The sequence below is a fragment of the Streptomyces sp. NPDC044003 genome (genome assembly GCF_056435185.1).
The window spans coordinates 38,553-64,544 of sequence record NZ_JBWKFA010000012.1; the positions used below are offsets into that span (position 1 = coordinate 38,553).

The following is a 25,992-nucleotide window of genomic DNA, read 5'->3' on the forward strand; positions in this document are numbered from 1 at the left end:
GACGCAAATCGAATGCCGCCGCGCACTGAACGAGTGGAGGATGGTCGCTGTGACTGAGAAGTTGATCTGGGACGAATGGGCACAGCGGGTTTACCTGACCTGGCTGGCGCGAGACATCCGATACGCGCAGGTCGCGCTGCTGGAGATCCGAATGCGGGCAGGCCAAACGCCGCCGGACCCATTGGTCTGGATCCCGCTGGAGACCTTCCTGATGTTCAGTGCCAAGGTCTCGAAGATGCTCAAGCCCGTCGGACTGGACAACGACCGGCCGAAGAAGGCCGGGCCCAAACAGGATGCCTACGACCGGCGCAAGTACCGCTGGGAGTGTCTGCGCGTTCTACTGGGTGTGGACGACGCATCACCTCTCCTGGACCGGAAGGTCCGGGACGCCAGCGAACACTTCGACGAGCGCCTTGACGCGTGGACGGGCGAGCAGCCCCGCTTCACGGCCGAAGAAATGGAAGCCGGTGGGCTGACACCCTTTCCACAACCGCCGATGCGGAGAGTTGACAGCGGCTCCTGGGTCGTCGAGGTAGCCGGCGAGACCCTCGACCTGGGGGTCATTGAGATCGAGCTGCGGCGGATTCTCGCCAAGACGATGGAGTTGGAGTCACTCGCCACTTTGGAGGACCCGGGCTTGGCGACGCTGCTGGCCGGACTGCCACCGTTCCCGGCGGAGTTGCGGCTGGACGCACCGACCCGCAGACCTGCCGAGGATGTGCGCAACGGGATCGACTTGCAGGAAGTCGCCGAGCGCCAGAGCGAGTTCGATGAGACGATCGCCCGGGCCATTGACGCCCTCGCGACCCAGGATGAACAGGGAAGCGACAATCTGTCGGCAGAAAACCCCGATTCTGAATGAGACACGGTCCCCTCACCAAAGATGACCTCGCGACACTCGGCCCCAGTCGGGGCGAGACAATCACGCGTGGACACGTCTCATGCCAAGCTATCTTGCGTACCCGATGTGGATGTCCGCGGTCGGGGTGTCCGGGTCGATGGGTGCAGGCACTGGGGTGCCGGGCCGCCACGGCTGGCCGGGGTCGCGGTCGGAGGGGGTGGGCACGCGCAGGAGTTTCGCGAACCGGGGCACCTTCGTGAACCGGCCGGTGTGATAAGTCCCTGCGACCGCGCCGGAGCGCGAGAGGCAGTGTGAACCTGACGATGCGTGACAGCGCGGCAGGAGTGGCGCTCGACGTCGTCGGCTTCGGACGCGAGTGCGGCTTGAGGGTCCGTCACGACGCGGGCGCCCATGCCGAGCTGGAGGTACGGGCACCGGACGGCTGGTCCCCTTCCGCGACCCGGTACGCGGCCAGCTGGTCGCGCATGAGCCCCTCGACGGCGGACGTACTGGCCACCGACCCGGCCGGGGTCTGGCGGATGGCGCTGGAGGCCCAGCTCTCCCCGATCTCAGTGGCCGACATCACCGCCCGCACCATGCGTATGCGCGAGGACGGCACGTCCTGCTGGTTCAGCGACCAGCCCCGCCCACCGTGGTCGGGCACGGTGCCCTCCTTACGGCTGGCCACGACGGACAACGGGGTACGGGTGGTCGAGGGGTGTTCACCGCCAAGGTCGCCCCGCACACCCTGCGCACCAGGCTCCGCTACCCGCTGCTGCGGCAGCTGGAGCAGGTGTGGACGGCACCGCAGTACGCCGCCGCCGAGGACGTCTTCCTGGTGGAGAAGGAGAAGCAGGATCGCGAGCTGGAGGAACGGCGGGCCCGCGCCACGGCCAAGGTGGCGAAGAATCGGGGCCGAGATCGACGCGAAGAACGCCGTCTCCCGCCAGGCCGCGCTGGAGCGGGTTACGGCTTCGGAGGGCGCGCACCTGCGGCTGGGTGGTCCGGCCGGGGAAGACTGGTAGACGCGGCTGCTGGCCCGACGGGGCGTACGGGAGGCGGTGGACCACCGGGGCCGTGAGCACGTGATTGCCGCGACGGTGGGCCTGACCGTCAACGACCAGCGGTGGGCCGGCGGTACCCCGTTGATCGACGAGGAAGGCGTCCCGTACGCGGTGTTCGCCCCGGAGTCGGGACTGGTCATTGGTGGGGCGTTCGGGCTGCTGGCCGGGATGATGCTGCTGTTTACGGCCTGGGGCTACCGAAGCCACGGCGAGCCGCAAAGTAGCGATCTAACCGCAGGTCAGGCCGCCTGATTTCTTCGGGTCATACGAGAGCCACTGCTCCGGTATGAACGGGAGCCGGATGTATTTCGTTCGTGGCGGTGACGTACTCGACCGTGGCCGGTGTTCTCCGGCGAGACTGGGAACCATTGATTGGGTGACCTGGTGGGTCTGGGCGGAGTGTCCAAGGGGCCTGGCGTGGGGGTGTCGGTAGCTTGTCGGGGCGGGCCCGGGTCGCCTCCCTGACAAGTTGCAGCCAGGGCCTCGCCCCTGTCATGGCGGAGGGCTGGACCTGTGGGTTCAGCCCTCCGCGTGTTCGTGGCGTTGTCGTCCCCGGTGTCCTGGCTCAGACACCAGCCGCAAAGTAGGTCCCGGGTAGTTGGACGCGTCCCGTTTCCCTGCCCTGGGCATCGTCGTGGTCTGATCCAGTGATCGAAGTCAAAGGGGCGTGCGTGCGGTCGGAGTGGACGCCCGGCTCGACCTGGAACTGGTGGTCGTCGTGCCCCATCCCCGCGCATCTGCCGGCGCCGCCGACCGATCACGCACGCAGACACGATGAGGACTTCCGGGTTTCATCGACCGAGCATCCGACCCCGAGCCGGCACCGTAATGGTCTGATTCACGTATGGAGAAACTGGCGCCGCGTCGCAGATCTCGGTGGCCCGTGACCATCAAAGGATGCTCGTGACGGCGTGCAGACCGCTCGGCCGCCGCGGCCGAGGAGAGCTGCTGCTGGTCACCGGCAACTGCGCCGCTCACTGGGTGGGCTCGCGGTTGTAGAGCTTCTTGGCCCACAGGTAGCCGCCCAGGGCGATCAGGGCGCACCAGCCGATGCTGAGAACCGCGTTGTTGCCGATCGGGGTGCCCATCAGCAGCCCGCGCAGGGTCTCGATGAACGGGGTGAACGGCTGGTAGTCGGCGAACCATTTGAGCCCGGCGGGCATCGAGTCGGTGGGGACGAACCCGCTGCCCATCATCGGCAGGATCATCAGTGGCGTCAGCATGTTGCTCGCGGCCGCGACGCTCTTGGCCGCCATGGCCAGCGCGACCGCCAGCCAGGTGAGCGCGAAGATGATCAGTACGAGCATGCCGATCACGGCGAGCCATTCACCGAAGTCCGCGGTGGGCTCGAAGCCCACCAGGAGTGCGACGCCGGTGACGATGGTCATGCTCAGCAGGGTCTGGGCCAGGCTGCCCAGCACGTGGCCGGTGAGCACCGAGACCCGGGCGATGGCCATGGTGCGGAACCGGGCGACGATGCCCTCGGTCATGTCGATGGCCACCGAGATCGCGGTGCCCTGGGCCGCGGTGGCCGCGGTCATCAGGATGACGCCGGGGACGACGTAGTTCACGTAGGTGTCCCGGCCGCCCGACGGCCCGCCGAGGCCGCTGCCGAGGATGCCGCCGAGGACGTAGACGAAGAGCAGCAGGAAGACCACCGGGACTCCGGCGGCGGTGAGGGTGAGCGTCGGGTAGCGCAGCATGTGCCGCAACTGGCGGCGCAGCATGGTTGCCGAGTCGGTGAAGGCGTGGGTGGCGGTGCTCATCGGGCGATCTCCTGTTCCGCGACGGGGTTGCCCGTCAGTGCGAAGAAGACGTCGTCGAGGTCGGGGGTGTGGACCTGGAGTTCTTCCACGGTGAGTGAGGCGCGGTCGAGCCAGTCAAGGAGTGCGCGCAAAGACCGGACGTCGCCCTGGCCGGCGACCTGCAGGGTGAGTGCCTCATCGTCGCGGGACACCACGTCCAGGGCCTGGGCCGCGTAGTCGTGGCCGCGTGCGTCGGTGAACCGCAGGGTGATGTGACCGCCGCCGACCTGTTGCTTGAGCTCCTCTGCCGTGCCTTGGGCGACGATCTTTCCCCGGTGCAACACCGCGATCCGGTCGGCGAGCTGGTCGGCCTCCTCGAGGTACTGGGTGGTGAGGAAGATCGTGACGCCTTCGTCGGTCACCAGCCCGCGGATGATCTCCCACATGGTCCGCCTGCTGCGCGGGTCGAGCCCGGTGGTCGGCTCGTCGAGGAAGATCACCCGGGGCCGGCCGACCAGCGTCATCGCGAGGTCCAGGCGTCGGCGCATCCCGCCGGAGTACGTCACCGCCGGCTTGCGGGCCGCGTCCACCAGGTCGAACCGCGCGAGCAGGTCGGTGGCGCACTGCCGCCGTTCCTGGCGGGGCAGATGGTGCAGGTCGGCCATCAGTAGCAGGTTCTCCTCGCCGGTGAGGAAGCCGTCGACCGCGGAGAACTGGCCGGTGACTCCGATCGCGGCGCGGACCGCGTCCGGATCGCGGACCACGTCGTGGCCGGCGACCCGCATCTCCCCGGCGTCGGCGCGGATGAGTGTGGACAGGATCTGCACCATGGTGGTCTTGCCCGCGCCATTGGGGCCGAGTAGCGCGAAGACCGATCCCGCAGGGATGTCGAGGTCGATGCCGCTCAGCACCGCGTGGTCGCCGTACGCCTTGCGTACGGCGGTCGCCGTGAGCGCGGGGTGATCGAGGTCGGTAGGCATGGGTTTCGCTTCCGTCGATGAACTCCTGGCCTTCACAGTTCTGCAAAAATTACGTTGCATGCATTAGAGCGTCAATCACTCTGGCGTGAAGCAACGGAGTATTCGCAGGTAGATGGAGTAAATCGTTGCATGGCGTGTGTCAGCTAATGCAACGTGTCGCGTTGCATTAAGCTGGCTCCGACGACAAGAGCGGAGGACGCCCGATGCCTGGTGACAGACTCACCCTCCAGGACCGGCGGCAGATCGCCGCGGGCCTGCGCGAGGGGCTGACCTACGCCGCGATCGGCCGCCGCATCGGCCGGCCGACCTCGACCGTCACCCGCGAGGTGGTGCGCAACGGCGGGCCGCGCGGCTACCACGCCGAGGCGGCCCACCAAGCCGGCACACGGCACGCGCGTCAGGGCAGGACCACTGCGCCGACGACGTCACCGGGCAGGACCGACCTCGGCGGGCGCGATCCACGACTCGTGGACGAGGTGGGCGCGCAGAGCGTAGAACTGATGATTCAGGCCGGGCTCCCGCAGATGATGGCCAAGGTGCTCGCCGCGCTCTTCACCACCGACAGCGGCAGCCTCACCTCCGCGGAACTCGTGCGACGCCTGCACGTCAGCCCCGCCTCCATCTCCAAGGCCATCGGCTACCTGGAGAACCAGGCACTCGTCCAACGCGAACGCGACCCCCACAGTCGTGCCGAACGCTATGCCATCGAAGACGACGTGGTGTTCCAATCCATCATGGCCAGCGCGCACAACCAGACCCAGATCGCCGAGGCTTGCGCAACCGGTGCCCAGAAACTCGGCGCCACCACCCCCGCCGGCGCTCGACTGGAAAACACGAGCCAGTTCCTCCTCCACGTCATGGACGACCTGGTCCGCTCGGCCGAGTACTGGCACAAGATCTACTCCACCCGCCCTCGAAAGACATCCGAAACCGGCTGAGCGAATCACGTCGACCGAAGGTCTCGCCGTACCGCTTCCGTCGCCCGATGTCCGCCTGCGGCACCCCCCCCCGCGGGCTCACCGTGCCGGACCAGCAAGGGCAAAGTGGCCGTCCAGTACCACACCGCCCGCTTCCGCCTCGCGCCCCGCCTCGCCAAGGCGCTCAAGGTGCCGGGGTGTCGATGCCCCGCTCAATCAGGTGCAGGCTGCCCTTCCGTGTGTGCAGGTCTACTCCCCGGGGTCATAGCTGGGTGGCCGTGCGGATCAGCTGGGCGAGGGCGCGGGAGCGGCTGTGCGGGGGCCAGGCTATGTGGGTGATGACGGGGGGCGCGTCGGTGAGGGGGACGGCGGCGTGTTCGGCCCACAGCCAGGTGTGGGACGACTCGGGGCAGATGGCCGCGGTGCGTCCGAGGGCGATCAGCTGGGCCAGTTGGGTCTGGTCGCGGATCTCGGGGCCGGGGCCGGGAGCGTAGGCGCCGTTGCGGGGCCAGCGGGCGAGCGGAAGATCAGGGATGTCGGTGACGTCGGCCAGGGACAAGGTCTTGTGCCTGGCGAGAGGGTGCACGGCGGGCAGGACGGCAATCCGTCCCTCGGTCAGTAGTTCCTCGCTGTCGAACCCGGCGAGGGAGTTGAACGGCGTCTGCATGAGTGCCACGTCGGCGCGGCCGTCGCGCAGCAGTATTTCCTGTTCGCCGATACCGCATGGCAGCACTTCGATCTCGGCGGCGTCGGGCTGGGCCGCGTAGGCGTCGAGAAGCTTCCGCAGCAGTTCTTGAGACGCGGCGGCCTTGACCGCCAGCACCAGGCGATCGCGTGCGTCACCCGGATGATCGGCGCCACCGGCGCGACGGGTGCGGCGTACGGCGGCGGTGGTCGCGTGCAGGGCGGCGCGACCCTCGTGCAGCAGGACCTCTCCGGCGCCGGTCAGCGAGACTCCGCGGCGGTTGCGGTCCAGTAGCGAGACGCCGAGGCGCCGTTCGAGCTGCTGGATCGCCCGGGACAGCGGTGGCTGGGCGATGCCGAGCCGCTCTGCGGCGCGGCCGAAGTGCAGTTCCTCGGCGACGGCCACGAAGTACCTCAGCTCGCGGGTCTCCAGGGTGTCCATGCCCGGAGCGTACTCCCCGGTGATACCCCACGAGTATCACTGGATGCCCTATCGGTGTTGGCCGCATTGCCGTCGGGTGAGTGAGCATCAATCCGTGAGCGAAACGAAGATTGCGCTGGTGACCGGCGCGAACAAGGGAATCGGGTACGAGATCGCGAGCGGTCTGGGTGCCCTCGGATACCGCGTGGGCGTGGGAGCCCGGGACGAGGCCCGGCTCGAGACCGCCGTGGAGAAGCTGCGCGCCGCCGGGGTGGACGCGTTCGGGGTGCCGCTGGAGGTGACCAGCGACCACAGTGTCACCGATGCCGCGGAACTGATCGAACGGCAGGCCGGGCGCCTGGACGTCCTGGTCAACAACGCCGGGATCTCGGGAGAGTCCGGCCCGGGGTGGGTGCAGGACCCGACCGCGCTCGACCTCGACGTGGTCCGCAGGGTCTTGGAGACCAACGTCCTCGGCGTCATCCGGGTGACCAACGCGCTGCTGCCGCTGCTGCGGCGCTCCACGTCGCCGCGTATCGTCAACGTCTCCAGCGGCGTCGCCTCCCTGACCCGGCAGGCGGACCCGAACATCGAGATCGGCCCCATCATGGCGGCCTACGCACCGTCGAAGTCGTACCTCAACGCCATCACCGTGCAGTACGCCCGGCAGTTCGCCGGTACGAACATCCTGATCAACGCCGCCTGCCCGGGCCTGGTCGCGACCGACTTCACCGGCTTCTACGGATCCCGCACCCCCGAGCAGGGCGCAGCCACCGCGATCCGGCTCGCCACGCTTCCCGACGACGGCCCGACCGGCTCATTCTTCGAAGACGACGGCGTCATCCCCTGGTGACCTGCGGGCGCCAACGCCCGGCCCGTGGGCGCAACGAACGGCCTGACGTGTCGGGTGCGCCCACATCTCCTCCTGATCTCGCCAGCCGGGGCCGCGCTGTTCAGGCGGCCCGGCCGAGAGCGGCGGTGGTGAGGTCCTGCTCGCGCAGCGGGGTGAGGTCGACGTCGAGCTTCGGGTCGTAGGCGTCGGGCTGGACGGCGAGTTCGTGGGTGGAGTACTCGCCGAACCGGTTGATGTGCTCGGTCAGGTACGGAGAGATGTGGGCCAAGTCCTCCGGCTCGATCGTCCAGCCCCCGTCGAGCAGCTGCCGCACGATCTCGAACGGCGCCACCACTCCAGTACGCGGTCCGGGCCACGATCCCCATCAGGGACCGTGCCGGCATCCGGGCCTTGATCTCCTCCTCCAGCCGCTTCGCGGACGGCCGCTGCGCGTCCGCCCGGTGCGCCTTGAGCGACGGGATGCCCGTCTCGGTGTCGATGACGAGGCCCTCGTTGTCCGGGTAGCCGGCATCCGACGCCGCGGCGGCATCGCGCAGCCTGTCCTCCAGCTGCCGGTGGAAGAACTACGCGTCGAACCCGTCGGCCTCGCCCTCCCCGCACAGGCCGACTTCCACCAGGCAGGCGTCCAGCTTCTCCTGTGCGGTCTCCCAGGTCGGCAGCTGCTGGGACCAGTCCGCGTATTCCTCCGAGCCCGCCACGGCCACGTCGCCGGTCCACAGCTCCTCCGCGAGGGCGGTGAGAGCATCGCCTCGAAGTGCTTGCGGACGAACTGTCCCCGGCCGCGTCTTGTCGGCCACGTCCTTCTGCCAGTTCTGCGTGGCGAAGGAGACGTCCACGGCACGGCCGTCCTAGCCCAGGGCGCTGACGTACGCGCCGCGAGCCCTCTGGTGCCGCCGGGCGTGCGCGAGCGCGGCCAGGACGTGCGTCCTCCGATGTGGCTTTGCATTCCAGCTCCCCCGGCCAGGTCGAACATCACCGCCCGGTCCTGGCCGATCTGCCCGTACAGCAGCACCTCCCAGATGTTGGCGTGATGGGCGGAGACCTTCTCGATCTGCTCGTACTGCCCCGCGAAACCACCGAAGCCCTCCACGGCCTTGGTGACCGTGCCCAGGCCACCCGCCTGCACCGCCTGGGCCCTGGCCAGGGCGAGGAACGCCGGGGAAACCCTGCCCTCCAGCCGCCGCACGACCTCGTCGGCCGTCGCCTGTTGTCCAGGCCCTCCAAGACCATCCGGACCTCGGCGGTCAGAACATCGTCGCCAGGTCGTCACGGACCCGCATCCGCGCCTTGTGCGCCAGGCACGCCACCAGAGCGAGGCGCTTGACGGGCTCGTAGTCCCGCAGCTCCGACACGTCGGTCGCGTCCGCCTTCCCGGCGAAGTTGGTGATCTACCCCGCCGCGATACCGTCCGTCCACACGCCCGTATCGCCGAGCCCGTCCACCCATTCCAGCCGCTTAGCCAGGCTCTTGAAGCGGGACCAGGTCGGGCCCTGGGCAGGCTTCTTGAGCCGGTTGAACAGCGTCGTGCTGTCGCCGGTTCTTCGACTCGGCCTCCTTGCGGATCGACTCCTCGGCGATCCGCCGGGCCCTGCTCTGGTCGTAGGCCACGCCAACCCGCTGCCGGACCAGGCCCCGGGGTTCTTCATGGTCTTCGCCGCCCGGCACGCCGCCGGCGTGCCCTCCGGCAGCTCCACCGCCCGCCGCACGAACTCCGACACGGCCTCCGGAATGTCCCCCACCTTCGCACAGCACCCCATCCGCTGATATGCCTTCAGCATCAGCATCAGCATCAGCATCAGCATCAGCATCAGCATCAGCATCAGCATCAGCAGCAGAGCCAGCAGATGATCACCGCTGTCCGTACGGTCGGCGGCCCACTCCAGCTCATCGCGAGTCGGCGAGAAGAACAGATGCAGCTCGTGCGCGGTGATCAGCCGTTGGAATGGCGGATACGCCGTTCGCTCGATCGATGTCACTAGCCCTAGCCACCCCGGGCTCCAGACGACAACCATCGCCATCAACGAACCCGAGCCGAACGGGTGACGCGTCGCGTCGGCACGGCTTCAAGATCATATTCCATGGCCCCTTTTGGGCTTACCTCGGCGATACCCCTCGAGCAGCTGGAGTTCAGGCTGGGGTGGAGGCCAGGTCACCAGAGGCAAACTCCTCAAGCGTGCTGGCTGCGACAGAGTCAGACTCGATCTACTCCGCACCCGGATCCTCCTACGAGCATCGGACCGGTTCCTGAACTCCGTGCGGCTGCGGCCGCTCAACCTTCGTACACGCGACTATGGCTAGGTACCGGCGGTACGACGCCCTGCGCAGCAATCACGCACAGTTGGGGCAGCCGGTGACGTGCAGGGCGTGCAGGGACTTGATCAGGGCGAAGTCGGCATCGACCGTACGGCTGGAGTACGAAGCGAGGGCACCCAGTCCCACCCGCTTGCCGTTCTTGAGGACCAATCCGGGAGCCTGTGCCGGAGCGAGTCCAGGGCCATCACCGGTGCCGACCGCGCCGATCACACACCATGGAACGACCTTCGAGCGTCCCAGGCCACGCTCGGTGAGACCCGTGGAGTCGATCCGCACGCCCATGACGCAGCCGCGCAACGCAATCCAGACACCACCTGCGCTGATCGCGGTGTACATCACCATGCCGACGGGATCCGCGGCAACGGCCCCGCTGATCAGCGCCCCAGCACTCAACAGCGCAAAAAGACTCCCCACCATGAACAGGGCTACCCGTTGTCCCGGCCTGCGGAGCGTCTGGGTGCGTATCGGGTTCGGTGGAAGGGACTCCATGGCCATGACCCTAGGCCGCAGCCGTACACCACGTACGGGTTCCGCCATCACAACATGCCCGGCAGAGCGGAATTACGTGACGTCCACACGCTGCCTCCAGGACGAGGAAGCCATCTGGTTCCACTTCGAGGTCGACGCCGACGGCTGGGTGGTCCGGCTGGTCGAGCTCGAAGGGCCTGAGCTGACCCCGATCGCCGGTGCCTCCCTCGCCGAGTGACAGCGGGCTCGCTGCGCAGACCGCTTTGATGACAGCTGCTTCGGGATCACAGCCGAGGTGCCCGTCTCGGAATGCGAAGGCCATGACCCCGAGGGACTTACCTTCTGAGGCGTTCGAGGCAGTCTGGGTCCTGCCCTTCGCTGGATCGCCTTCCGGTCGGCCCAGGTGACCTCTCGGCCCCACAGAGGCTTCCTGGGATCATCTCGACGTGACTCCTACCCTTCCCCGCACCGTCCGAGCCGTCGACACCGCTCAACTCCTGGGCCTGGCCCAAGAGGCCGCCCTGCACGGCTTCAGCCAGCGCCTCCCGGTCGACTGGCTCCAAGAGCACCTTGCCGCAGAGGCGACCCATTACTTGTTTCCTACGATCGTGCAGCGGCTCACGCACCGTCCCGAGGTGCCACTGCAGTGGAGGTGCCAGCAGCTGCTGACAGTCAGGACCGGCGAACAGATCCGGGGTCTGCTCGATGTCCTTCCCGACACCTTCGACGAACTTCCGGAGACCTTGGACACTGCCTTCAAGAAGGACATCGTCAACCGCATAGAGCGTGCCGTGACCGTGCGCGAGTGGGTGGAGCGGATGGCTGCCGATGCAGGTTCATGAGGCCCCTGGATGCGCGCACAGTGACTACTGCAAGGCGCACCTGCGCTGCCGCTCCCAGCAGTCGGCGGCGACCCTGTTAACCAATCTGCCGAGGACACACACAGCACCGCCTCAGAACGGCTGACTGCCGGATCGCCCGGGACGAGACGAGCGGCGCCCTGGCGGGCACCGCTGCGATTGCCGCGCCGTTCGACAAGCCAGAGGGCTACCCGGTGCCGACGGAGTCTTCGGGCCGATCTGGAATGTGCTCCCGGGGAGGGGTGATTGTGAGAGGGCGCGTACTCAGCCAGGGGAGTCGGCTGTTGATACTGCGTCCCCGCGCTGGAGTCATCCGCCGGTGGGAGCGGAGGCAGCGTCGAGGAGGTGCGCGACCTGTGCGGGATGCGTCAGCTGGGGATAGTGCCCCGCCCCGGCGATCTCGGCCACCGGGAAGTCAACGGCCGTGACCAGCGGGTCGGTCGAGCCCACGACGATCTGGACCGGGACGTTCACCCGGTCCAGCAGTTCCCGCAACTGCCGGCGGTCGGCGGCGTCCGTGCGTAGGGCCGTGGCCACCCGGCGGGCCACCCCGGGGCGACGCAGGTCCGCTGCGGCGCTCTGGACTTCTGGCCCTTCGGGGACGCCGAGCGACTGAGCCAGTCGTGCGGCGGGCATGCGGCGCATGATCGGTGCGGCCAGGACCGAGCGGGCCAGACGCGGGGCGGGTGCTTGCAGGAATGACGGCGCAATGAGGACGAGTCTGCTGATGCGGTCCGGATGGTCGACGGCGAAGCGGAGCGCGGGTCCGCAGGCCAGGGAGTGTGCGACCAGTGCGGGGCGGGTCTGCACCGGCCTCAGCAGGTCGGCCAGCCACGCGTCAACCGGCTGGGTCGTGGCGGCCGAGCGCCCCAGGCCCGGCAGGTCGGGGGCCAGGATCGGGCCGGGGAGGTCGGCGGCGAGGGGCGCCCAGAGGTCGGCGTTCATCGGCAATCCGTGCAGCAGGACGTGGGTGGGGCTGTGCCGATCTCCGGTCACCCAGGTCGGGCTGCCGGACACGTCGTGGAAGCCGTACGGGCTGAGCCAGGGCGATGCGGCACCGAAGCGGGCGGCCACCAGGTCGTCGGCCCACGCGCGCAGAGCATCGGCGGCCGGCGGCATCTCCAGGCCGGCGCTCGACGCGAAGGCGTGGGCGGAGGCTGTCGGGTAGCGGTCGGCCGACAGGAACGACAGGGTCTCGGGGTCGGCGCCGGTCAACCTGCGCGGCAGACGCCGGATCAGGCCGGCGGGAACAGTCCGGCGAGGTGCCCGCACGCCCATGTGGTCGGCGATCGTGCCGATCAGCTCGGGCAGGAGGGGGGTGGTGTCGTCCAGCACCCAGTAGTGCTCACCCGCGGGCGATGCGGGGGTCTCCGCAAGAAACCGCACGAAGTAGTCGAGCGTGACGACGGGCAGGAAGGTGTCGGGGCCCCCGGGCAGCGCGGGGAGCCGACCGTTCCACAGGTCCTCGACAAGGGCGGCCAGGCCGATGTGCTGGCCCGCCCCGATCACGGTGCTGGGATTGGCGATGGTCAGCGGGACCGACAGTGCTTGCGCCCGGGCGCGTACCGCGAGATCACCCTCGTGCTTCGACGCCTCGTAGGCTCCCAGCCTGGCGTAGTCGGGGTGGGCGTCGCCCCCGCTCACCCGGTACCCGCTGATGTGTACCAGCCGCCGCAGCCGGGGCAGTGTGGCAGCCCATTCGAGCACGTTGAGCGCCCCGGTGACGTTGGTCGCTCGCGCCTCCTGCTCGCCCAGCCCGAAGGCGAAGCGACCGGCGGCGTTGTAGACGTCGCGGACCTCGGGCAGTCCCGCCAGCGGTCGTGTGATGTCGGCGGCGACGATGTCGAGCCCGCCGGTGTCAACGCCCCGGGAGGTCAGCCAGGGGGTGAGGGTGTCGTTCCGTACGGCCGCTGCCACCCGCTGCCCACGAGTGAGCAGCTCGGCGACGAGGGCGCGGCCGATGAAGCCGGTTGCGCCGAAGACGATCGCATCCATGGGCACTCCTAAATAGATCGGTCTACATATTTTTGGGCCAGTAAAGAGCCCGCCGGTTGCGGCGGGCCATGTCAGCTCAGCAGGGCGCCGATTTGGCGGGCGACCCTGTCCAGAGGCTCCCTGCTGCGGTGCGTCCGGGCCAGCAGGAGTGCCCCCTCCACGAGGGCGAGGATCATGACTGCGAGGTCGTCGGCGTCCGGGCGGCCCGCCAGTCGTGCGCGCAGGGTCGCCGCCCATGAGCTGTAGACCTCGGAGCAGGCTTCCTGCAATGGGTCGTTGGTGGAGGCCGTCTCCAGCGCGACGGTGGCCACCGGGCACCCCTTGTGCCACCCCGACTCCTCCAGCCGGTCGCCCAACTGCCGCAGCACGGCGTCGACGAACTCCGCCACCGACGTGCTGGAATCGGCCAAACCCTCCAGGGCGTCGCCGATCATGCGTCCTGCGCGCCGGACGGACTCGCCGACCAACTGGTCCTTGCCGCCGGGGAAGTGGAAGTACAACGAGCCGCGAGGCGTGCCGCTGGCCGCGATCACCTGGTTGAGTCCGGCGCCGAGGTAGCCCCCGGTCTCGAGCAACTCCTGTGTCGCGTCCAGCATTCGGTCCCGCGTCTCGGCGCCCTTCAGTCCCATGAGGGAACGGTAGACCGATCTACATATTTCTTCAATCCTTTCCTTTCCCCCCGCCTGCCCGGTGGTCGGGCGTCCAGGCCGAGCGGGGCAGGGCGCATGCCGGGCTTCGGCTGTGCCTTGCCGCGAGTTGCAGGCACCCGCTCATCGGTTCCCGGCCGGAGGGCGACGCCAAATCGCCAACAGGACTACGATGCGCTATCAGTCGATTACGGTGTGCCAACTTGGGTCCATGAAGAATCCATCGGTGTTCTGCACCATCGTGCCGCCCTACATCCTCGACAGGCTCGCGCAAGCCGAAGACCCCATGGTGTACGAGCCCGCGCGGCGCACTCTGGAGCACGACGGCATGATGCGCACCCGGCGCCGCATCACCGCGGTCCGCGGCGCTGAAGCCCCCGCCGGCACGCCCTCCGAGAAGCCTGACCGCACCATCTACGACGCCCGGCACACCGTGACGCTTCCCGGCGTCAAGGTTCACGCGGAGAGCGACCCGTCCTCCAGCGACGCCACCGTCAACCGTGCGCATGCCGGTCTCGGTGCGACGTTCGAGCTGTACCTGAAGGCGTTCGGGAGGCACTCGATCGACGACTCCGGGCTGCCCCTGGACGCGACCGTGCACTACGGCGACAAGTACGACAACGCCTTCTGGAACGGCGAGCGGATGGTCTTCGGTGACGGTGACGGCGAGCTCTTCCTCGACTTCACCGTCTCCGTCGACGTCATCGGCCACGAACTGACCCACGGCGTCACGCAGTACACCGCCAACCTGGAGTACTTCGGTCAGTCCGGAGCCCTGAACGAGTCGGTCTCCGACGTGTTCGGGTCCCTGGTGAAGCAGTACGCGCTGGGCCAGAGCGCCGACCAGGCCGACTGGCTCGTCGGCGCCGGACTGTTCGGGCCAGGTGTCAGTGGCGAGGCCCTGCGTTCCCTGAAGGCCCCCGGTACGGCGTACGACGACGACCTGCTCGGCAAGGACCCGCAGCCGGCCACCATGGACCAGTACGTGCGTACCAGCCGGGACAACGGCGGCGTACACATCAACTCCGGCATCCCCAACCGCGCCTTCTACCTGGCGGCCACGGCTCTCGGCGGGAACGCCTGGGAGCGGGCCGGGCAGATCTGGTACGCCACCCTGTCCGGCGGCGAACTCGCCGTGGACGCCCAGTTCGCGGACTTCGCCCGCCTCACCGCAGCGACCGCGCGCTCTCTGTACGGCGAAGGCGACGAGATCCAGGCGGTACTCAAGGCATGGGCACAGGTCGGCGTCCCCACCTCGTAGCCCGCACCCGCCCGCACCGCGTCCGCCACCAGCTCGCCGACCTACATGGCGGGCGCACCCGGCGCTGGCGCACCCGGCGCTGGCGCACCCGGCGCTGGCCCACCCGGCGCGGGCGCGGCGCCGCCCACCCGGCGGGTCAGCTCCCGGGCCGTCTGCGCCACGTGACCCGCGATCCGCTGCCGCTCCGTCTCGTCGACCGCCTCGTCCGGGAAGGTCACCGAGACACCTGCGATCGGATGCGCGTGGTGGTCGAGCACGGGCGCGGCGATCGAGGACAGGCCGGGCGTCACCTCGCCCTCCTCCGTCGCGTACCCGCGCCGCCGCGCCTGGGTCAGCAGAGCGCGTAGCGCGGTCAGCGTCGCGGGACCCGCGCCGTGCCGCTGCACGAACGCCGACCGGTCGGGGAAGAGCGCCCGTACCTGGGCGGGCGGAAGCAGCGCGAGGACGGCCCGGCCGCTCGCCGTCAGAGTGGCCGGCAGCCGCACGCCGACCTCACTGACCAGGGGCGGACGGCCGGGGGCGCGCTCCTCGATCACGTAGATGACCTCGCGTCCGTGCAGCACCGCCAGGTTCGCGTTGTGCCCCGTGCGGTCCACGAGCGAGGCGAGCGGGGCGCGCGCGAGCCGCTGGAAGGGCGCCTGCCGCTCGTACCCGGACGCGAGCTCGAAGGCGCTCACCCCGAGGCCGTAGCGCCGCTCCTCCGGCAGATGCACCACAAAACCGTCCGCCGCGAGCGTGTCGAGCAGGTGGTACGTCGTCGAGCGCGGCAGCCCCACGTCACGGCTGATGGCGGCCGCGGGCACGGGCGCGGCCTGGCGGGCCAGATAACGCAGGACGGCCAGGACCTGGGCGGCGGCCGGGACGATGCTCATGGGCCGAGACTAGACCAGACATGGCTCAAACCATCTGTCTGGGATCACAGACTCGACGTCTTGGATCCCAGACACAACACCTGTCCCAGGGCTGACGAACGCCCTCTGCCTGCGGCTTCATAGGTACATGACAGTTGTTGTTGGAGTCGGTGCCCTCTCCGCCGACGAAGTTGTGTCCGTTGCCCGTCACGGTGCCCAGGTGACCCTCTCGCCCGAGGCCCTCAAGGAGATCGCTCGCAGTCGCGAGGTCATCCAGGCCCTCGCCGACGACGTCAAGCCCCACTACGGCGTCTCCACCGGCTTCGGTGCCCTGGCCACCCGCCACATCCCCAACGAGCTGCGCACGCAGCTCCAGCGCAGCCTCGTGCGCTCGCACGCCGCAGGCTCCGGCCCCGAGGTCGAGCGCGAGGTCGTCCGCGCCCTCATGCTGCTGCGCCTGTCCACCCTCGCCACCGGCCGCACCGGCGTCCGCACCGAGACCGCCGAGGCCTACGCCGCGCTCCTGAACGCCGGCATCACCCCGGTCGTCCACGAGTACGGCTCGCTCGGCTGCTCCGGCGACCTGGCCCCCCTCGCGCACTGCGCGCTCGCCGTCATGGGCGAGGGCGTCGTCCGCACCGCCGACGGTGAGCGCAAGCCCGCCGCCGAGGCCCTCGCCGCCGCCGGCATCACCCCGGTCGTCCTGGAGGAGAAGGAGGGCCTCGCCCTCATCAACGGCACCGACGGCATGCTCGGCATGCTCGTTCTCGCCGCCCACGACCTGCGCCGCCTGCTGCGCACCGCCGACATCGCCGCCGCCATGAGCGTCGAGGGCCAGCTCGGCACCGACGCCGTGTTCGCCGCCGACCTGCAGGCCATGCGCCCGCACCCCGGCCAGGGCGACAGCGCCGGCAACCTGCGCTCCCTGCTCGCCGACTCGGCGATCATCGCCAGCCACGCCGGCCCGGACTGCACCTACGTCCAGGACGCCTACTCGCTGCGCTGCACCCCGCAGGTCCACGGCACCGCCCGTGACACCCTCACCCACGCCGAGCTCATCGCCTCCCGCGAGCTGGCCAGCGCCGTCGACAACCCGGTCGTCACCCTCGACGGCCGCGTCGAGAGCAACGGCAACTTCCACGGCGCCCCCGTCGCCGCGGTGCTCGACTTCCTCGCGATCACGGTCGCCGACGTCGCCTCGATCTCCGAGCGCCGCACCGACCGCTTCCTCGACCCGGCCCGCAACCGCGGTCTGAACGCCTTCCTGGCCGACGACCCGGGCGTGGACTCCGGCCACATGATCGCCCAGTACACCCAGGCCGCGATCGTCTCCGAGCTGAAGCGGCTCGCCGCCCCGGCCTCCGTGGACTCGATCCCCTCCAGCGCCATGCAGGAGGACCACGTGTCCATGGGCTGGGCGGCCGCCCGCAAGCTGCGCCGCTCCATCGACGGCCTCGGCCGCGTCCTGGCCGTCGAGCTCTACACCGCCGCCCGCGCCCTGGACCTGCGAGCCCCGCTGACCCCCGCCCCGGCCACCGCGGCCGTGCGCGACGGTCTGCGTGCGACCGTCGAGGGCCCCGGCACCGACCGCTGGCTCGCCCCGGAGATCGAGGAGGCCGTCCAGTACGTGGCCTCCGGCCGCGCCCTGGCCGCCGCCGAGTCCGTGACCGGCGCCCTCGTCTGACCCGGACGCCCGTCCCGTACACCTCCCGGGTCCCGCGGGACCCGGGAGGTGAGGCAGACCGCTGCCGCGCACGCCTCGCCCCTTGTGCCCTCCCCGTCCGCGGCGGGCCGGGCAGCCCTCAGAAGGAGCCCTTTCCCGGTGAATGACCTGCCGACCGCCACGGTGCACAACAGCGTCGGGCAACTGCGCGCCGACGCCTGGAGCTCACTGACAGACCTCACCCACCGCCTCGCCACGCAGAGCGGGAACCGCCCGCACACCACCGCGGGCCTCCAGGAGCTCATCCGCCTCCTGACTCCCATCGAGCACTGCTGGGCCTTCCCCGGCACAGCCGCCCTGAAGGAACTCGGCACACTCCACGACCAGGGGGAGTACCGGCACCTCGCCCAGCGCGCCGACGAACTCGACCGCGCCCTGGCGGGCCACCGGCACCGCGGCACCGCCCCGCACACCGCCGCCACCCCGAGCGGCTGCGCCGACGAGAGCCCCGAGGCGCCGTACACCACACCCGCGCCCTCCACCCCGTACTTCGAGGTCCTCGTCGTCGGCGATCTCGACGCCGCCGAGGAGCAGGCGCTCCGCGCCGAACTGCGCCGACTGCGCCGCCCCGACGACGAGTTCGTCTACGAGATCGTCGTCGCCCCCAGCTTCGAGGACGCGGTCATCACCTCGCTGGTCAACTCCAGCCTCCAGGCCGTCGTCATCCGCGACCGGTTCACCGACCGCTCCCGCCACGACCTCAGCGTCGTACGCCGCTTCTTCGACGAGTCCGCCGACGCCCCCGCCGCCACCCCCGGCGACAGCGACGACCAGGTCCGCGCCCTCGGCGACCGCCTCCTGGCCCTGCGCCCCGAACTCGACCTCTACCTCGTGTCCGAGCGGGCCGTCGAGTCCACCGCGGGCCGCCTCAGCCGCCGCTTCCGGCGCGTCTTCCACGCCCGCGAGGGCCTGCTCGAACTGCACCTGTCGATCCTGCACGGCATCACCGAGCGCCACCGCGCCCCGTTCTTCACCGCGCTGCGCGCCCACAGTCGCAAGCCCACCGGCGTCTTCCACGCCCTGCCCATCTCGCGCGGCGCCTCGGTGCTCAACTCGCCCTGGATCCCGGAGATCGCCGACTTCTACGGCCTCAACATCTTCCTCGCCGAGACCTCCGCCACCTCCGGCGGCCTGGACTCCCTGCTCGCCCCCACAGGCCCGCTGCGCAAGGCCCAGGACCTGGCCGCCGAGGCCTTCGGCGCCCGCCAGACCTACTTCGTCACCAACGGCACCTCGACCGCCAACAAGATCGTCGTGCAGGCGATGGTGCGCCCCGGCGACATCGTGCTCGTGGACCGCAACTGCCACAAGTCCCACCACTACGGACTCGTGCTCGCCGGCGCCCACGTCGTCTACCTCGACGCCTACCCCCTCGACGAGTACGGCATGTACGGCGCCGTCCCCGTCGAGGAGATCAAGCGCAAGCTGCTGATGCTCCAGCGCGAGGGCGTCCTGCACCGCGTCAAGCTGCTGATGCTCACCAACTGCACCTTCGACGGCATCGTCTACAACCCCTCGCGCGTGATGGAGGAGTGCCTGGCCCTCAAGCCGGATCTGGCGTTCCTGTGGGACGAGGCGTGGTTCGCCTTCGCGCGCTTCCACCCCGTCTACCGCCGGCGCACCGCGATGGCCTCCGCCCGCACCCTCACCGACCGCTACCGCGACCCCGCGTACGCCGACACGTACGCCGCCCACCGCGCGAGCCTCGGCGACGACCCGGACGACGAGACCCTCGCCACCACCCGGCTCATGCCCGACCCCGAGCAGGTCCGCGTCCGCGTCTACGCCACGCAGTCCACGCACAAGACGCTCACCTCGCTGCGCCAGGGCTCCATGGTCCACGTCTTCGACCAGGACTTCCGGCACAAGGTCGCCGAGGTGTTCCACGAGGCGTACATGACGCACACCTCGACCTCGCCGAACTACCAGATCCTCGCCTCCATGGACCTCGGACGCCGTCAGGCCGTCCTGGAGGGCTACGCCCTGGTCCAGAAGCAGCTCGAACAGGCCGGGGTGCTCCGCGACGCCGTCGACCAGCACCCGCTGCTCAGCCGCTACCTGCACATCCTCACCACGCCCGAGCTGATCCCGCCGCGCTTCCGCTCCTCCGGCATCGAACAGCCGCTCCCGGCCGGGCTCGCCCGGATGGAACGGGCCTGGGAGGAGGACGAGTTCGTCCTCGATCCCACCCGCGCCACCCTGCACATCGGGCGCACCGGCATCGACGGCGACACCTTCAAGCACGACCTCCTGATGGACCGCCACGGCGTGCAGGTCAACAAGACGACCCGCAACACGCTGCTGTTCATGACGAACATCGGCACCACCCGCAGCTCCGTCGCCTACCTCATCGAGGTGCTCGTGCGCATCGCCGAGGACCTGGAGGAGCGCGTCGGCGAGATGAGCCCGCACGACCTCGCCGTGCACCACGGCGTCGTCTCCGGACTCGGCACGGGCTCCGCGGCGCTGCCCGACTTCAGCGCGTTCCACCCGGTGTTCCGGCCGAGCCCGCACACCCCCGAGGGCGACATGCGCTCCGCGTTCTTCCTCGCCTACGACGACACCGAGTGCGAGCACCTGTCCACACAGGAGATCACCGACGCGATGGCCCAGGGCCGCACGGTCGTCTCCGCGACGTTCGTCACCCCCTACCCGCCCGGCTTCCCCGTGCTCGTCCCCGGACAGGTCGTCAGCAAGGACGTCCTGGCCTACATGGCCGCCCTCGACACCCGCGAGATCCACGGCTACGACCCCGAGGCCGGATACCGGGTCTTCACCGAGGCCGCCCTCGAAACACGCCACACCCCCGAGCGCTAGCCCGGCCCGAAGACGTGACACCCTCCTCTCCCGCAGCCTCTCGGCCGCGGGGGAGGAGATCGCGTTTTCCCACCGCGTCTTCCCCTACGGTGCTTTCCCCCACCGCACCCACCCACCCGGAACAGGAAGGACCACCTCCCTCTCATGGCACCTCAGATCCTGCGCGCACACGAGCGGACCCCCGCACCGTGGAAGAACGGCGGCGGCATCACCACCGAGGTCCTGGCCCACCCGCAGGGGGCCGGCACCGACGACTTCGTCTGGCGCATCAGCGTCGCCGACGTCGCGACCAGCGGCCCCTTCTCCGCGTTCGACGGCGTCGACCGCGTCATCACCGTCGTGGAGGGACCCGGCATGGCTCTCACCGTCGACGGCACGGAACACGTCGTCGACACCCGCTACACGCCCCTGGCCTTCTCCGGCGACGCCACCACCGACTGCCGGCTGCTCGACGGCCCCATCGTCGACTTCAACGTGATGGTCCGCCGCACCGACGCGAAGGCCGAGGTGTCCATCGAGCGCGGCCGCACAGTGCTGCACCCGGTGCCCGGGACGCGTGTGTTCGCGATCGTCCTCGACGGCTCCGCGACCCTGGACCAGGAGTCGGTCCGGCTCGACCGGCTCGACGCGGTCCTGCTCCACGACGACGAGGACCCCGCCGACATCGCGGTCGACGGGGTTCTCGCGGTGGTCGCCCTCACGGACCTGCGCTGATCCGATCACGGCGGGAAAGCCGCGGCCGCCAGGCCGCGGCTTTCGCATGCCGGGCGACCTGGCGGCCTGTTCGGGGGGTGGGCGTCACGCCCAGGTGGTGGCCATCCGGTGCACGAGACGGGCACCGGCCCGCGCCGTGCGCTGGTCGACGTCGAACTCCGGATTGAGCTCGGCGACATCGACGACCACGAGCTTGCCGCTGCGCGCGACCCGCGCGCACACCCGCTCGACGACCTCCATCGGCATACCGTACGCGGCGGGCGCGCTGACCCCGGGGGCCACGGCCGCCGGCAGCACGTCGAGGTCGATCGTCAGATGGACGAGATCGCAGCTCGCGAGGAACTCCTCGACGAACGAATCGACCCGCGCCACGTCCAGCAGACCGCACTCGCTGTCCTGCAGGTACCGCACCCCGAGCGACTCGGCGGTGTGGAACAGCGCCTGGGTGTTTCCGGCCTGACTGATGCCGAGCACCCAGTAGTTGAGGTCACGGCCGTGCCGCGCCTCGCTCTGCGCCATCTGCAGGAACGGCGTGCCCGAACTGGGCCGCACGTCCTCGCGCAGATCGAAGTGCGCGTCGAGGTTCAGCACCCCGAGCCGCCCGCCGGCCCGCACGGCCCGCGTCTGCTCCAGACCGCTGTACGTGCCGAAGGCGACCTCGTGACCGCCGCCGAGCACGACCACCGGGTGCCCCCGGTCGACGAGCTGCGCGACCGCCGCGCCGAGGCGCTCCTGACCGGCCTCCAGAGCGTCCCCGGCGACGGTCACGTCACCGGCGTCCAGCGCCCGCAGCGGCTTGGGCAGCGCCATCGAGGCGAGGGCCCGGCGCAGGGCGGCAGGACCCTGCGCGGCGCCCGGACGCCCCTTGTTACGTCGTACACCCTCGTCACTGGCGAACCCCACGAAGGCGAGGTCACCCGGCTCCGTCAGCTCGGGATCGAGCTCGACGGCATGGTGCCAGCGCAGGTTCTCCGCGCCGGGCCCGTCGTCCCGGCCCGACCAGGGCCGGGCCGGGACGACGGTGACCGCAGGAGCGGTCTCCGGATACGTGCTCATGCCGAGTGGCCCTCGGACTCCGTCATGGGGACACGCACACCGCGCTCCTTGGCGACCGAGGCGGCGTACTCGTAACCGGCGTCCACGTGGCGGATGACGCCCATACCGGGGTCGTTCGTCAGGACGCGCTCGAGCTTCTTCGCGGCCAGCTCGGTGCCGTCCGCGATGCAGACCTGGCCGGCGTGGATGGAGCGGCCCATGCCGACGCCGCCGCCGTGGTGGATGGAGACCCAGGAGGCACCCGAGGAGGTGTTCACGAGGGCGTTGAGCAGCGGCCAGTCGGCGATCGCGTCCGAGCCGTCGAGCATCGACTCGGTCTCGCGGTACGGGGAGGCGACCGAGCCGGAGTCCAGGTGGTCGCGCCCGATGGCGACCGGGGCGGAGAGCTCGCCGCTCGCGACCATCTCGTTGAACTTGAGGCCGGCCAGGTGACGCTCGCCGTAGCCGAGCCAGCAGATGCGCGCGGGCAGGCCCTCGAACGAGACGCGCTCGCCGGCCATGTCCAGCCAGCGGTGCAGGTGCTTGTTCTCCGGGAACAGCTCCTTGATCGCCTTGTCCGTCTTCGCGATGTCCTCGGGGTCGCCGGACAGGGCGGCCCAGCGGAACGGGCCGAGGCCCTCCTCGAACAGGGGACGGATGTGCGCCGGGACGAAGCCGGGGAAGGCGAAGGCACGGTCGTAGCCGGCCTTGCGGGCCTCGTCGCGGATCGAGTTGCCGTAGTCGAAGACCTCGGCGCCCTTGTCCAGGAAGCCGACCATGGCCTCGACGTGCAGGCGCATCGACCGGCGGGACTTCTCGGTGAAGCCGGCCGGGTCCGCCTCGCGCTCCTTGTGCCAGTCCTCGACCGAGATGCCGACGGGCAGGTAGGCCAGCGGGTCGTGCGCCGACGTCTGGTCGGTCACGATGTCGATCGGGGCCTCGCGACGGAGCAGCTCCGGGAAGATCTCGGCGGCGTTGCCGACGACACCGATGGACAGGCCGCGACGCTCGTCGCGGGCCTGGACGGCCAGCTCCAGGGCGTGGTCGAGGTTGTCGGCCTTGACGTCCAGGTAGCGGGTGCCGATACGGCGGTCGATGCGCGTCTCGTCGACGTCGACGCAGATCGCGACACCGTCGTTCATCGTCACGGCCAGCGGCTGGGCGCCACCCATGCCGCCCATGCCGGCCGTCAGCGTGATGGTGCCCGCGAGCGTGCCGTCGAACTTCTTGCGGGCGACGGCGCCGAAGGTCTCGTACGTGCCCTGCAGAATGCCCTGCGAACCGATGTAGATCCACGAACCGGCCGTCATCTGGCCGTACATGGTCAGGCCCTCGGCCTCCAGCTTGCGGAACTCCTCCCAGTTGGCCCAGTCGCCCACGAGGTTGGAGTTGGCGAGGAGCACACGGGGCGCCCACTCGTTCGTGCGCATCACACCGACCGGCTTGCCGGACTGCACGAGGAGGGTCTCGTCGTCCTTCAGGGTCTTGAGCGTGCGCACGATCGCTGCGTACGCCTCGTGGTTGCGGGCGGCCTTCCCGGTGCCGCCGTAGACGACGAGGTCCTCGGGGTGCTCGGCGACCTCGGGGTCGAGATTGTTCATGAGCATCCGAAGGGCGCCCTCCTGCTGCCAGCCGAGGGTGTTGAGCTCGGTGCCGCGCGGGGCCCGGACGACGCCCGGCGTTTCGTGGGAAGGGCTGGTCATGTCTGCTCCTCAGGGGGATCGAGCGGTTGTGCACCGTCATGACACGCGACCGCCGGCCCCCGAACCAGCGGCGGCGCCGGCATTTCTCGGATCCGAGACGCTTCCCGGTGAAGGACCCGACGAGGGACCATCGGCCCGTACGCGCGGAAAACCCCTGCCATAGGATTTCGATGCAGGCAGGAGCAGGCAGGAGCGGGCTGACGCAGGGGGAGTGGATGGCGAGGACGGTGGGTGGCGTGGCCGTGGACCCGGCGGAGCTGGCCCGGTGGTACGCGCAGGGCGCGGGCGGATCCGCCCCCGCGTACCAGCGCGTCAAGGAGCTGGTCGAGCGCCAGATCAGGAACGGCCACTGGAACCCGGACGACGCCCTGCCCTCCGAGAGCCAGTTCGTCGACGCCCTCGGCCTGTCCCGCATGACCGTCAACCGCGCGCTGCGCGAGCTCGCCGCCGAGGGCGTCATCCGGCGCGTCATGGGCGTGGGCAGCTTCGTCGCGCAGCAGAAGGCCAGCTCCGCGCTGCTCGAGGTCCACAACATCGCCGACGAGGTGCAGAGCCGCGGCCACCGCTACGGGGCCCGTGTGCTGTCCCTGGGCGAGGAGCCGGCCGACAACCGCATCGCGGCGCACCTGGGGCTCGGCGAGGGGGAGCCGGTCTTCCGCTCCCAGGTCGTGCACCTGGAGGACGGGGTGCCGCTCCAGCTGGAGGACCGTTACGTGAACCCGGCCTTCGCCCCCGGCTACCTGGACCAGGACTTCACGCTGCAGACCCCGTACACCTTCCTGTCGAAGGTCGCGCCGCTCGGCCGGGGCGAGCACATCGTCGAGGCCGTCCTGGCGTCACCGGAGGAGTGCGCGATCCTCGACGTCGCGCCCGGCGAGCCGTGCCTGCTGATCCAGCGCCGCACGTGGTCGCGCGACGTGCTCGTGAGCATCGCCCGCCTGCTGCACCCGGGCTCGCGCTACCGCCTGGAAGGCGCCTTCGCCACTCACTGACCCGGCTCAGCCGGCGGGCTGTGTCCCCGTGGCTGCGCCCGTCGCTGTGGCTGTGCCCGTCCCGGTGGCCGCGCCCGTCGCTGTGGCCGCGCCCGTCGCTGTGGCCGCGCCCGTCGCTGTGGCCGCGCCCGTCGCTGTGGCCGTGCCCGTCCCAGTGGTCCTGCCCGTCGCTGTGGCCCCGCCCGCCCCCGTGGCCGCGCCCGTCGCCGTGGTCGGCGTGTGCCCCGACACCGCCGCCGTCAGCCGCGCCGCCCCCTGCGCCAGCGCCTCCCGCACCTCCTCGGTGTCGTGCCGGCCGTGATGGCGGCGCCAGGTGGTGCTGATCGCGGCGACGGGCCGCTCGTTGTGGTCGAACGCCGCCACCCCCATCGAGCAGAACCCCTGCGAGACCATCTCGATCTCCTGCGACCAGCCCCGCTCCCGCTCCCGGGCCAGCTCGCCGGTGAGTTCCGGAAGCGAGCGCGGGCCCCGGCCGGTACGGGTGGTCAGATCGCCCGGGCGGGAGAACAGCGCCCGCAGCTGGGCCTCGGAGGTGTGGGCGAGGATGGCGCGCCCGTTGGCGGTCAGATGGGCGGGAAGCCGCACGCCGACATCCGTCACGAGTGCGATGTCGATGTCCCCGGCCCGGGCCGGGGGCCGCTCCTTGAGCAGGTATACCGTCTCGGCGCCGTGCAGGATCCCGAGGTGCACGGTCTGGCCCAGACGGCTCGCGACGGAGCGCAGGATCGGCCGGGCGAGCCGCTCCAGGGGCTCGTGGCGCAGGTACGCCGAGCCGACCTCGAAGGAGGACACCCCGAGCCCGTACGCCTGCTCCGACGGTACGTACGTGACGAAGCCGCGGTCCGCGAGGACGGTCAGGATGTGGTAGGCGGACGAGCGGGGAATGCCCAGGTCACGGGCGAGGGTGGCGGCCTGTACGAGTCCGGGCCGACCGGCAAGGTATACCAGAATGTCGAGCGCCCGGCCGACGGCGGGGGAGGCGCTGGAGGACGTTCGGGGCGACGGCTTGTGTTCGTTCATCGGACCACCTCTTGACGCACCTGTATAGACAGGAATATACAAGCTGGCGATCGCCGTCGACAGCTTCGACGGCAGGTCGGCGCCGCGA

Annotated in this window: 24 protein-coding genes and 2 pseudogenes; 12 read left to right on the forward strand and 14 right to left on the reverse strand. The window is 70.1% G+C overall.

The window, feature by feature from the left end; all coding sequences use genetic code 11:
* Nucleotides 1–49 precede the first annotated feature (49 nt).
* Nucleotides 50–862 carry a hypothetical protein gene (locus tag AC07AW_RS34290; protein ID WP_478819389.1) on the forward strand — a complete coding sequence of 271 codons (813 nt, stop codon included), beginning with the start codon at nt 50–52 and terminating at the stop codon, nt 860–862.
* Between the two features lie 373 nt (nt 863–1,235).
* On the opposite strand, the gene AC07AW_RS34295 is transcribed toward AC07AW_RS34290, so the two are convergent.
* Nucleotides 1,236–1,505 carry a hypothetical protein gene (locus AC07AW_RS34295; RefSeq protein ID WP_478819390.1) on the reverse strand — a complete coding sequence of 90 codons (270 nt, stop codon included), beginning with the start codon at nt 1,503–1,505 and terminating at the stop codon, nt 1,236–1,238.
* 421 nt (nt 1,506–1,926) lie between these two features.
* Here AC07AW_RS34295 and AC07AW_RS34300 point away from each other — a divergent pair, with 421 nt between their 5' ends.
* On the forward strand, nt 1,927–2,157 hold the full coding sequence (locus tag AC07AW_RS34300) for a hypothetical protein (protein WP_478819391.1): 231 nt from the start codon (nt 1,927–1,929) through the stop codon (nt 2,155–2,157).
* A gap of 722 nt (nt 2,158–2,879) precedes the next feature.
* Here AC07AW_RS34300 and AC07AW_RS34305 read toward each other — a convergent pair.
* Nucleotides 2,880–3,671 (reverse strand): ABC transporter permease, encoded by a 792-nt coding sequence (locus tag AC07AW_RS34305; RefSeq protein ID WP_478819392.1) that lies wholly within the window; start codon nt 3,669–3,671, stop codon nt 2,880–2,882.
* Nucleotides 3,668–4,630: an ATP-binding cassette domain-containing protein gene (locus tag AC07AW_RS34310; protein ID WP_478819393.1), complete on the reverse strand. Its 963-nt coding sequence runs from the start codon at nt 4,628–4,630 to the stop codon at nt 3,668–3,670. Before AC07AW_RS34310 ends, AC07AW_RS34305 begins: the two co-directional genes overlap by 4 nt.
* A gap of 203 nt (nt 4,631–4,833) precedes the next feature.
* On the opposite strand from AC07AW_RS34310, the gene AC07AW_RS34315 reads away from it, so the two are divergent.
* Nucleotides 4,834–5,568, forward strand: a complete 735-nt coding sequence (locus AC07AW_RS34315; protein WP_478819394.1) for a GbsR/MarR family transcriptional regulator — start codon at nt 4,834–4,836, stop codon at nt 5,566–5,568.
* 81 nt (nt 5,569–5,649) lie between these two features.
* Nucleotides 5,650–5,886 (forward strand): annotated as a pseudogene (locus AC07AW_RS34320) (hypothetical protein); the annotation flags it as partial.
* Here AC07AW_RS34320 and AC07AW_RS34325 read toward each other — a convergent pair.
* Nucleotides 5,810–6,673, reverse strand: a complete 864-nt coding sequence (locus tag AC07AW_RS34325) for a LysR family transcriptional regulator (protein ID WP_478819395.1) — start codon at nt 6,671–6,673, stop codon at nt 5,810–5,812. The pseudogene AC07AW_RS34320 and the gene AC07AW_RS34325 overlap by 77 nt on opposite strands.
* A gap of 94 nt (nt 6,674–6,767) precedes the next feature.
* Between AC07AW_RS34325 and AC07AW_RS34330 the strand changes: the two genes are divergently transcribed.
* Complete coding sequence (locus tag AC07AW_RS34330) at nt 6,768–7,505, forward strand: SDR family oxidoreductase (RefSeq protein WP_478819396.1); 738 nt, start codon at nt 6,768–6,770, stop codon at nt 7,503–7,505.
* 100 nt (nt 7,506–7,605) lie between these two features.
* Here the strand turns inward: AC07AW_RS34330 and AC07AW_RS34335 are convergent, their stop codons facing one another.
* The 4 genes from AC07AW_RS34335 to AC07AW_RS34350 all read right to left on the reverse strand — a co-directional run bounded on the left by AC07AW_RS34335 (nt 7,606) and on the right by AC07AW_RS34350 (nt 10,307).
* The gene (locus tag AC07AW_RS34335; protein ID WP_478819397.1) at nt 7,606–7,836 is read right to left on the reverse strand and encodes a Tn3 family transposase; all 231 of its coding nucleotides are present in this window, start codon (nt 7,834–7,836) and stop codon (nt 7,606–7,608) included.
* A gap of 232 nt (nt 7,837–8,068) precedes the next feature.
* Nucleotides 8,069–8,341, reverse strand: a complete 273-nt coding sequence (locus AC07AW_RS34340) for a hypothetical protein (RefSeq protein WP_478819398.1) — start codon at nt 8,339–8,341, stop codon at nt 8,069–8,071.
* Between the two features lie 552 nt (nt 8,342–8,893).
* Complete coding sequence (locus tag AC07AW_RS34345; RefSeq protein WP_478819399.1) at nt 8,894–9,481, reverse strand: hypothetical protein; 588 nt, start codon at nt 9,479–9,481, stop codon at nt 8,894–8,896.
* Nucleotides 9,482–9,833: 352 nt separating this feature from the next.
* The gene (locus tag AC07AW_RS34350) at nt 9,834–10,307 is read right to left on the reverse strand and encodes a hypothetical protein (protein ID WP_478819400.1); all 474 of its coding nucleotides are present in this window, start codon (nt 10,305–10,307) and stop codon (nt 9,834–9,836) included.
* 76 nt (nt 10,308–10,383) lie between these two features.
* Here AC07AW_RS34350 and AC07AW_RS34355 point away from each other — a divergent pair.
* Nucleotides 10,384–10,686: pseudogene (locus AC07AW_RS34355) on the forward strand (hypothetical protein); the annotation flags it as partial.
* 46 nt (nt 10,687–10,732) lie between these two features.
* Nucleotides 10,733–11,128, forward strand: a complete 396-nt coding sequence (locus AC07AW_RS34360) for a hypothetical protein (RefSeq protein WP_478819401.1) — start codon at nt 10,733–10,735, stop codon at nt 11,126–11,128.
* A gap of 327 nt (nt 11,129–11,455) precedes the next feature.
* On the opposite strand, the gene AC07AW_RS34365 is transcribed toward AC07AW_RS34360, so the two are convergent.
* A complete protein-coding gene (locus AC07AW_RS34365) occupies nt 11,456–13,141 on the reverse strand; it encodes an alpha/beta fold hydrolase (protein WP_478819402.1) in 1,686 nt (561 codons plus the stop codon).
* Nucleotides 13,142–13,212: 71 nt separating this feature from the next.
* Nucleotides 13,213–13,770, reverse strand: a complete 558-nt coding sequence (locus tag AC07AW_RS34370; protein WP_478819403.1) for a TetR/AcrR family transcriptional regulator — start codon at nt 13,768–13,770, stop codon at nt 13,213–13,215.
* 229 nt (nt 13,771–13,999) lie between these two features.
* On the opposite strand from AC07AW_RS34370, the gene AC07AW_RS34375 reads away from it, so the two are divergent.
* Nucleotides 14,000–15,049, forward strand: coding sequence for a M4 family metallopeptidase (locus tag AC07AW_RS34375; protein ID WP_478819404.1), 1,050 nt, complete (start codon nt 14,000–14,002; stop codon nt 15,047–15,049).
* Between the two features lie 41 nt (nt 15,050–15,090).
* Here AC07AW_RS34375 and AC07AW_RS34380 read toward each other — a convergent pair whose 3' ends face one another.
* The gene (locus AC07AW_RS34380) at nt 15,091–15,921 is read right to left on the reverse strand and encodes an IclR family transcriptional regulator (protein ID WP_478819405.1); all 831 of its coding nucleotides are present in this window, start codon (nt 15,919–15,921) and stop codon (nt 15,091–15,093) included.
* Nucleotides 15,922–16,048: 127 nt separating this feature from the next.
* Between AC07AW_RS34380 and hutH the strand changes: the two genes are divergently transcribed.
* The 3 genes from hutH to AC07AW_RS34395 all read left to right on the forward strand — a co-directional run bounded on the left by hutH (nt 16,049) and on the right by AC07AW_RS34395 (nt 21,154).
* Nucleotides 16,049–17,584 carry a histidine ammonia-lyase gene (hutH, locus tag AC07AW_RS34385; RefSeq protein WP_478819406.1) on the forward strand — a complete coding sequence of 512 codons (1,536 nt, stop codon included), beginning with the start codon at nt 16,049–16,051 and terminating at the stop codon, nt 17,582–17,584.
* Nucleotides 17,585–17,722: 138 nt separating this feature from the next.
* Nucleotides 17,723–20,440, forward strand: a complete 2,718-nt coding sequence (locus tag AC07AW_RS34390) for an aminotransferase class I/II-fold pyridoxal phosphate-dependent enzyme (RefSeq protein ID WP_478819407.1) — start codon at nt 17,723–17,725, stop codon at nt 20,438–20,440.
* A gap of 144 nt (nt 20,441–20,584) precedes the next feature.
* Nucleotides 20,585–21,154 carry a HutD/Ves family protein gene (locus AC07AW_RS34395; protein WP_478819408.1) on the forward strand — a complete coding sequence of 190 codons (570 nt, stop codon included), beginning with the start codon at nt 20,585–20,587 and terminating at the stop codon, nt 21,152–21,154.
* 84 nt (nt 21,155–21,238) lie between these two features.
* Here AC07AW_RS34395 and hutG read toward each other — a convergent pair whose 3' ends face one another.
* Together hutG and hutU are read right to left on the reverse strand one after the other, a co-directional pair.
* A complete protein-coding gene (gene hutG, locus AC07AW_RS34400; RefSeq protein ID WP_478819409.1) occupies nt 21,239–22,210 on the reverse strand; it encodes a formimidoylglutamase in 972 nt (323 codons plus the stop codon).
* Complete coding sequence (gene hutU, locus AC07AW_RS34405; protein WP_478819410.1) at nt 22,207–23,892, reverse strand: urocanate hydratase; 1,686 nt, start codon at nt 23,890–23,892, stop codon at nt 22,207–22,209. The genes hutG and hutU overlap by 4 nt, the downstream gene beginning before the upstream one ends.
* A gap of 215 nt (nt 23,893–24,107) precedes the next feature.
* On the opposite strand from hutU, the gene hutC reads away from it, so the two are divergent.
* Nucleotides 24,108–24,884, forward strand: a complete 777-nt coding sequence (hutC, locus tag AC07AW_RS34410) for a histidine utilization repressor (RefSeq protein WP_478819411.1) — start codon at nt 24,108–24,110, stop codon at nt 24,882–24,884.
* 6 nt (nt 24,885–24,890) lie between these two features.
* Here the strand turns inward: hutC and AC07AW_RS34415 are convergent, their stop codons facing one another.
* A complete protein-coding gene (locus AC07AW_RS34415) occupies nt 24,891–25,904 on the reverse strand; it encodes an IclR family transcriptional regulator (protein WP_478819412.1) in 1,014 nt (337 codons plus the stop codon).
* Nucleotides 25,905–25,992 lie beyond the last annotated feature (88 nt).

Excerpts from the sequence above, each read along its gene's own strand:
- AC07AW_RS34305 (WP_478819392.1), bottom strand. The coding sequence starts at position 3,671 with ATGAGCACCGCCACCCACGCCTTCACCGACTCGGCAACCATGCTGCGC.
- AC07AW_RS34310 (WP_478819393.1), bottom strand. The coding sequence starts at position 4,630 with ATGCCTACCGACCTCGATCACCCCGCGCTCACGGCGACCGCCGTACGC.
- AC07AW_RS34315 (WP_478819394.1), top strand. The coding sequence starts at position 4,834 with ATGCCTGGTGACAGACTCACCCTCCAGGACCGGCGGCAGATCGCCGCG.
- AC07AW_RS34325 (WP_478819395.1), bottom strand. The coding sequence starts at position 6,673 with ATGGACACCCTGGAGACCCGCGAGCTGAGGTACTTCGTGGCCGTCGCC.
- AC07AW_RS34350 (WP_478819400.1), bottom strand. The coding sequence starts at position 10,307 with ATGGAGTCCCTTCCACCGAACCCGATACGCACCCAGACGCTCCGCAGG.
- AC07AW_RS34365 (WP_478819402.1), bottom strand. The coding sequence starts at position 13,141 with ATGGATGCGATCGTCTTCGGCGCAACCGGCTTCATCGGCCGCGCCCTC.
- AC07AW_RS34370 (WP_478819403.1), bottom strand. The coding sequence starts at position 13,770 with ATGGGACTGAAGGGCGCCGAGACGCGGGACCGAATGCTGGACGCGACA.
- AC07AW_RS34375 (WP_478819404.1), top strand. The coding sequence starts at position 14,000 with ATGAAGAATCCATCGGTGTTCTGCACCATCGTGCCGCCCTACATCCTC.
- AC07AW_RS34380 (WP_478819405.1), bottom strand. The coding sequence starts at position 15,921 with ATGAGCATCGTCCCGGCCGCCGCCCAGGTCCTGGCCGTCCTGCGTTAT.
- hutH (WP_478819406.1), top strand. The coding sequence starts at position 16,049 with ATGACAGTTGTTGTTGGAGTCGGTGCCCTCTCCGCCGACGAAGTTGTG.
- AC07AW_RS34395 (WP_478819408.1), top strand. The coding sequence starts at position 20,585 with ATGGCACCTCAGATCCTGCGCGCACACGAGCGGACCCCCGCACCGTGG.
- hutG (WP_478819409.1), bottom strand. The coding sequence starts at position 22,210 with ATGAGCACGTATCCGGAGACCGCTCCTGCGGTCACCGTCGTCCCGGCC.
- hutU (WP_478819410.1), bottom strand. The coding sequence starts at position 23,892 with ATGACCAGCCCTTCCCACGAAACGCCGGGCGTCGTCCGGGCCCCGCGC.
- hutC (WP_478819411.1), top strand. The coding sequence starts at position 24,108 with ATGGCGAGGACGGTGGGTGGCGTGGCCGTGGACCCGGCGGAGCTGGCC.
- AC07AW_RS34415 (WP_478819412.1), bottom strand. The coding sequence starts at position 25,904 with ATGAACGAACACAAGCCGTCGCCCCGAACGTCCTCCAGCGCCTCCCCC.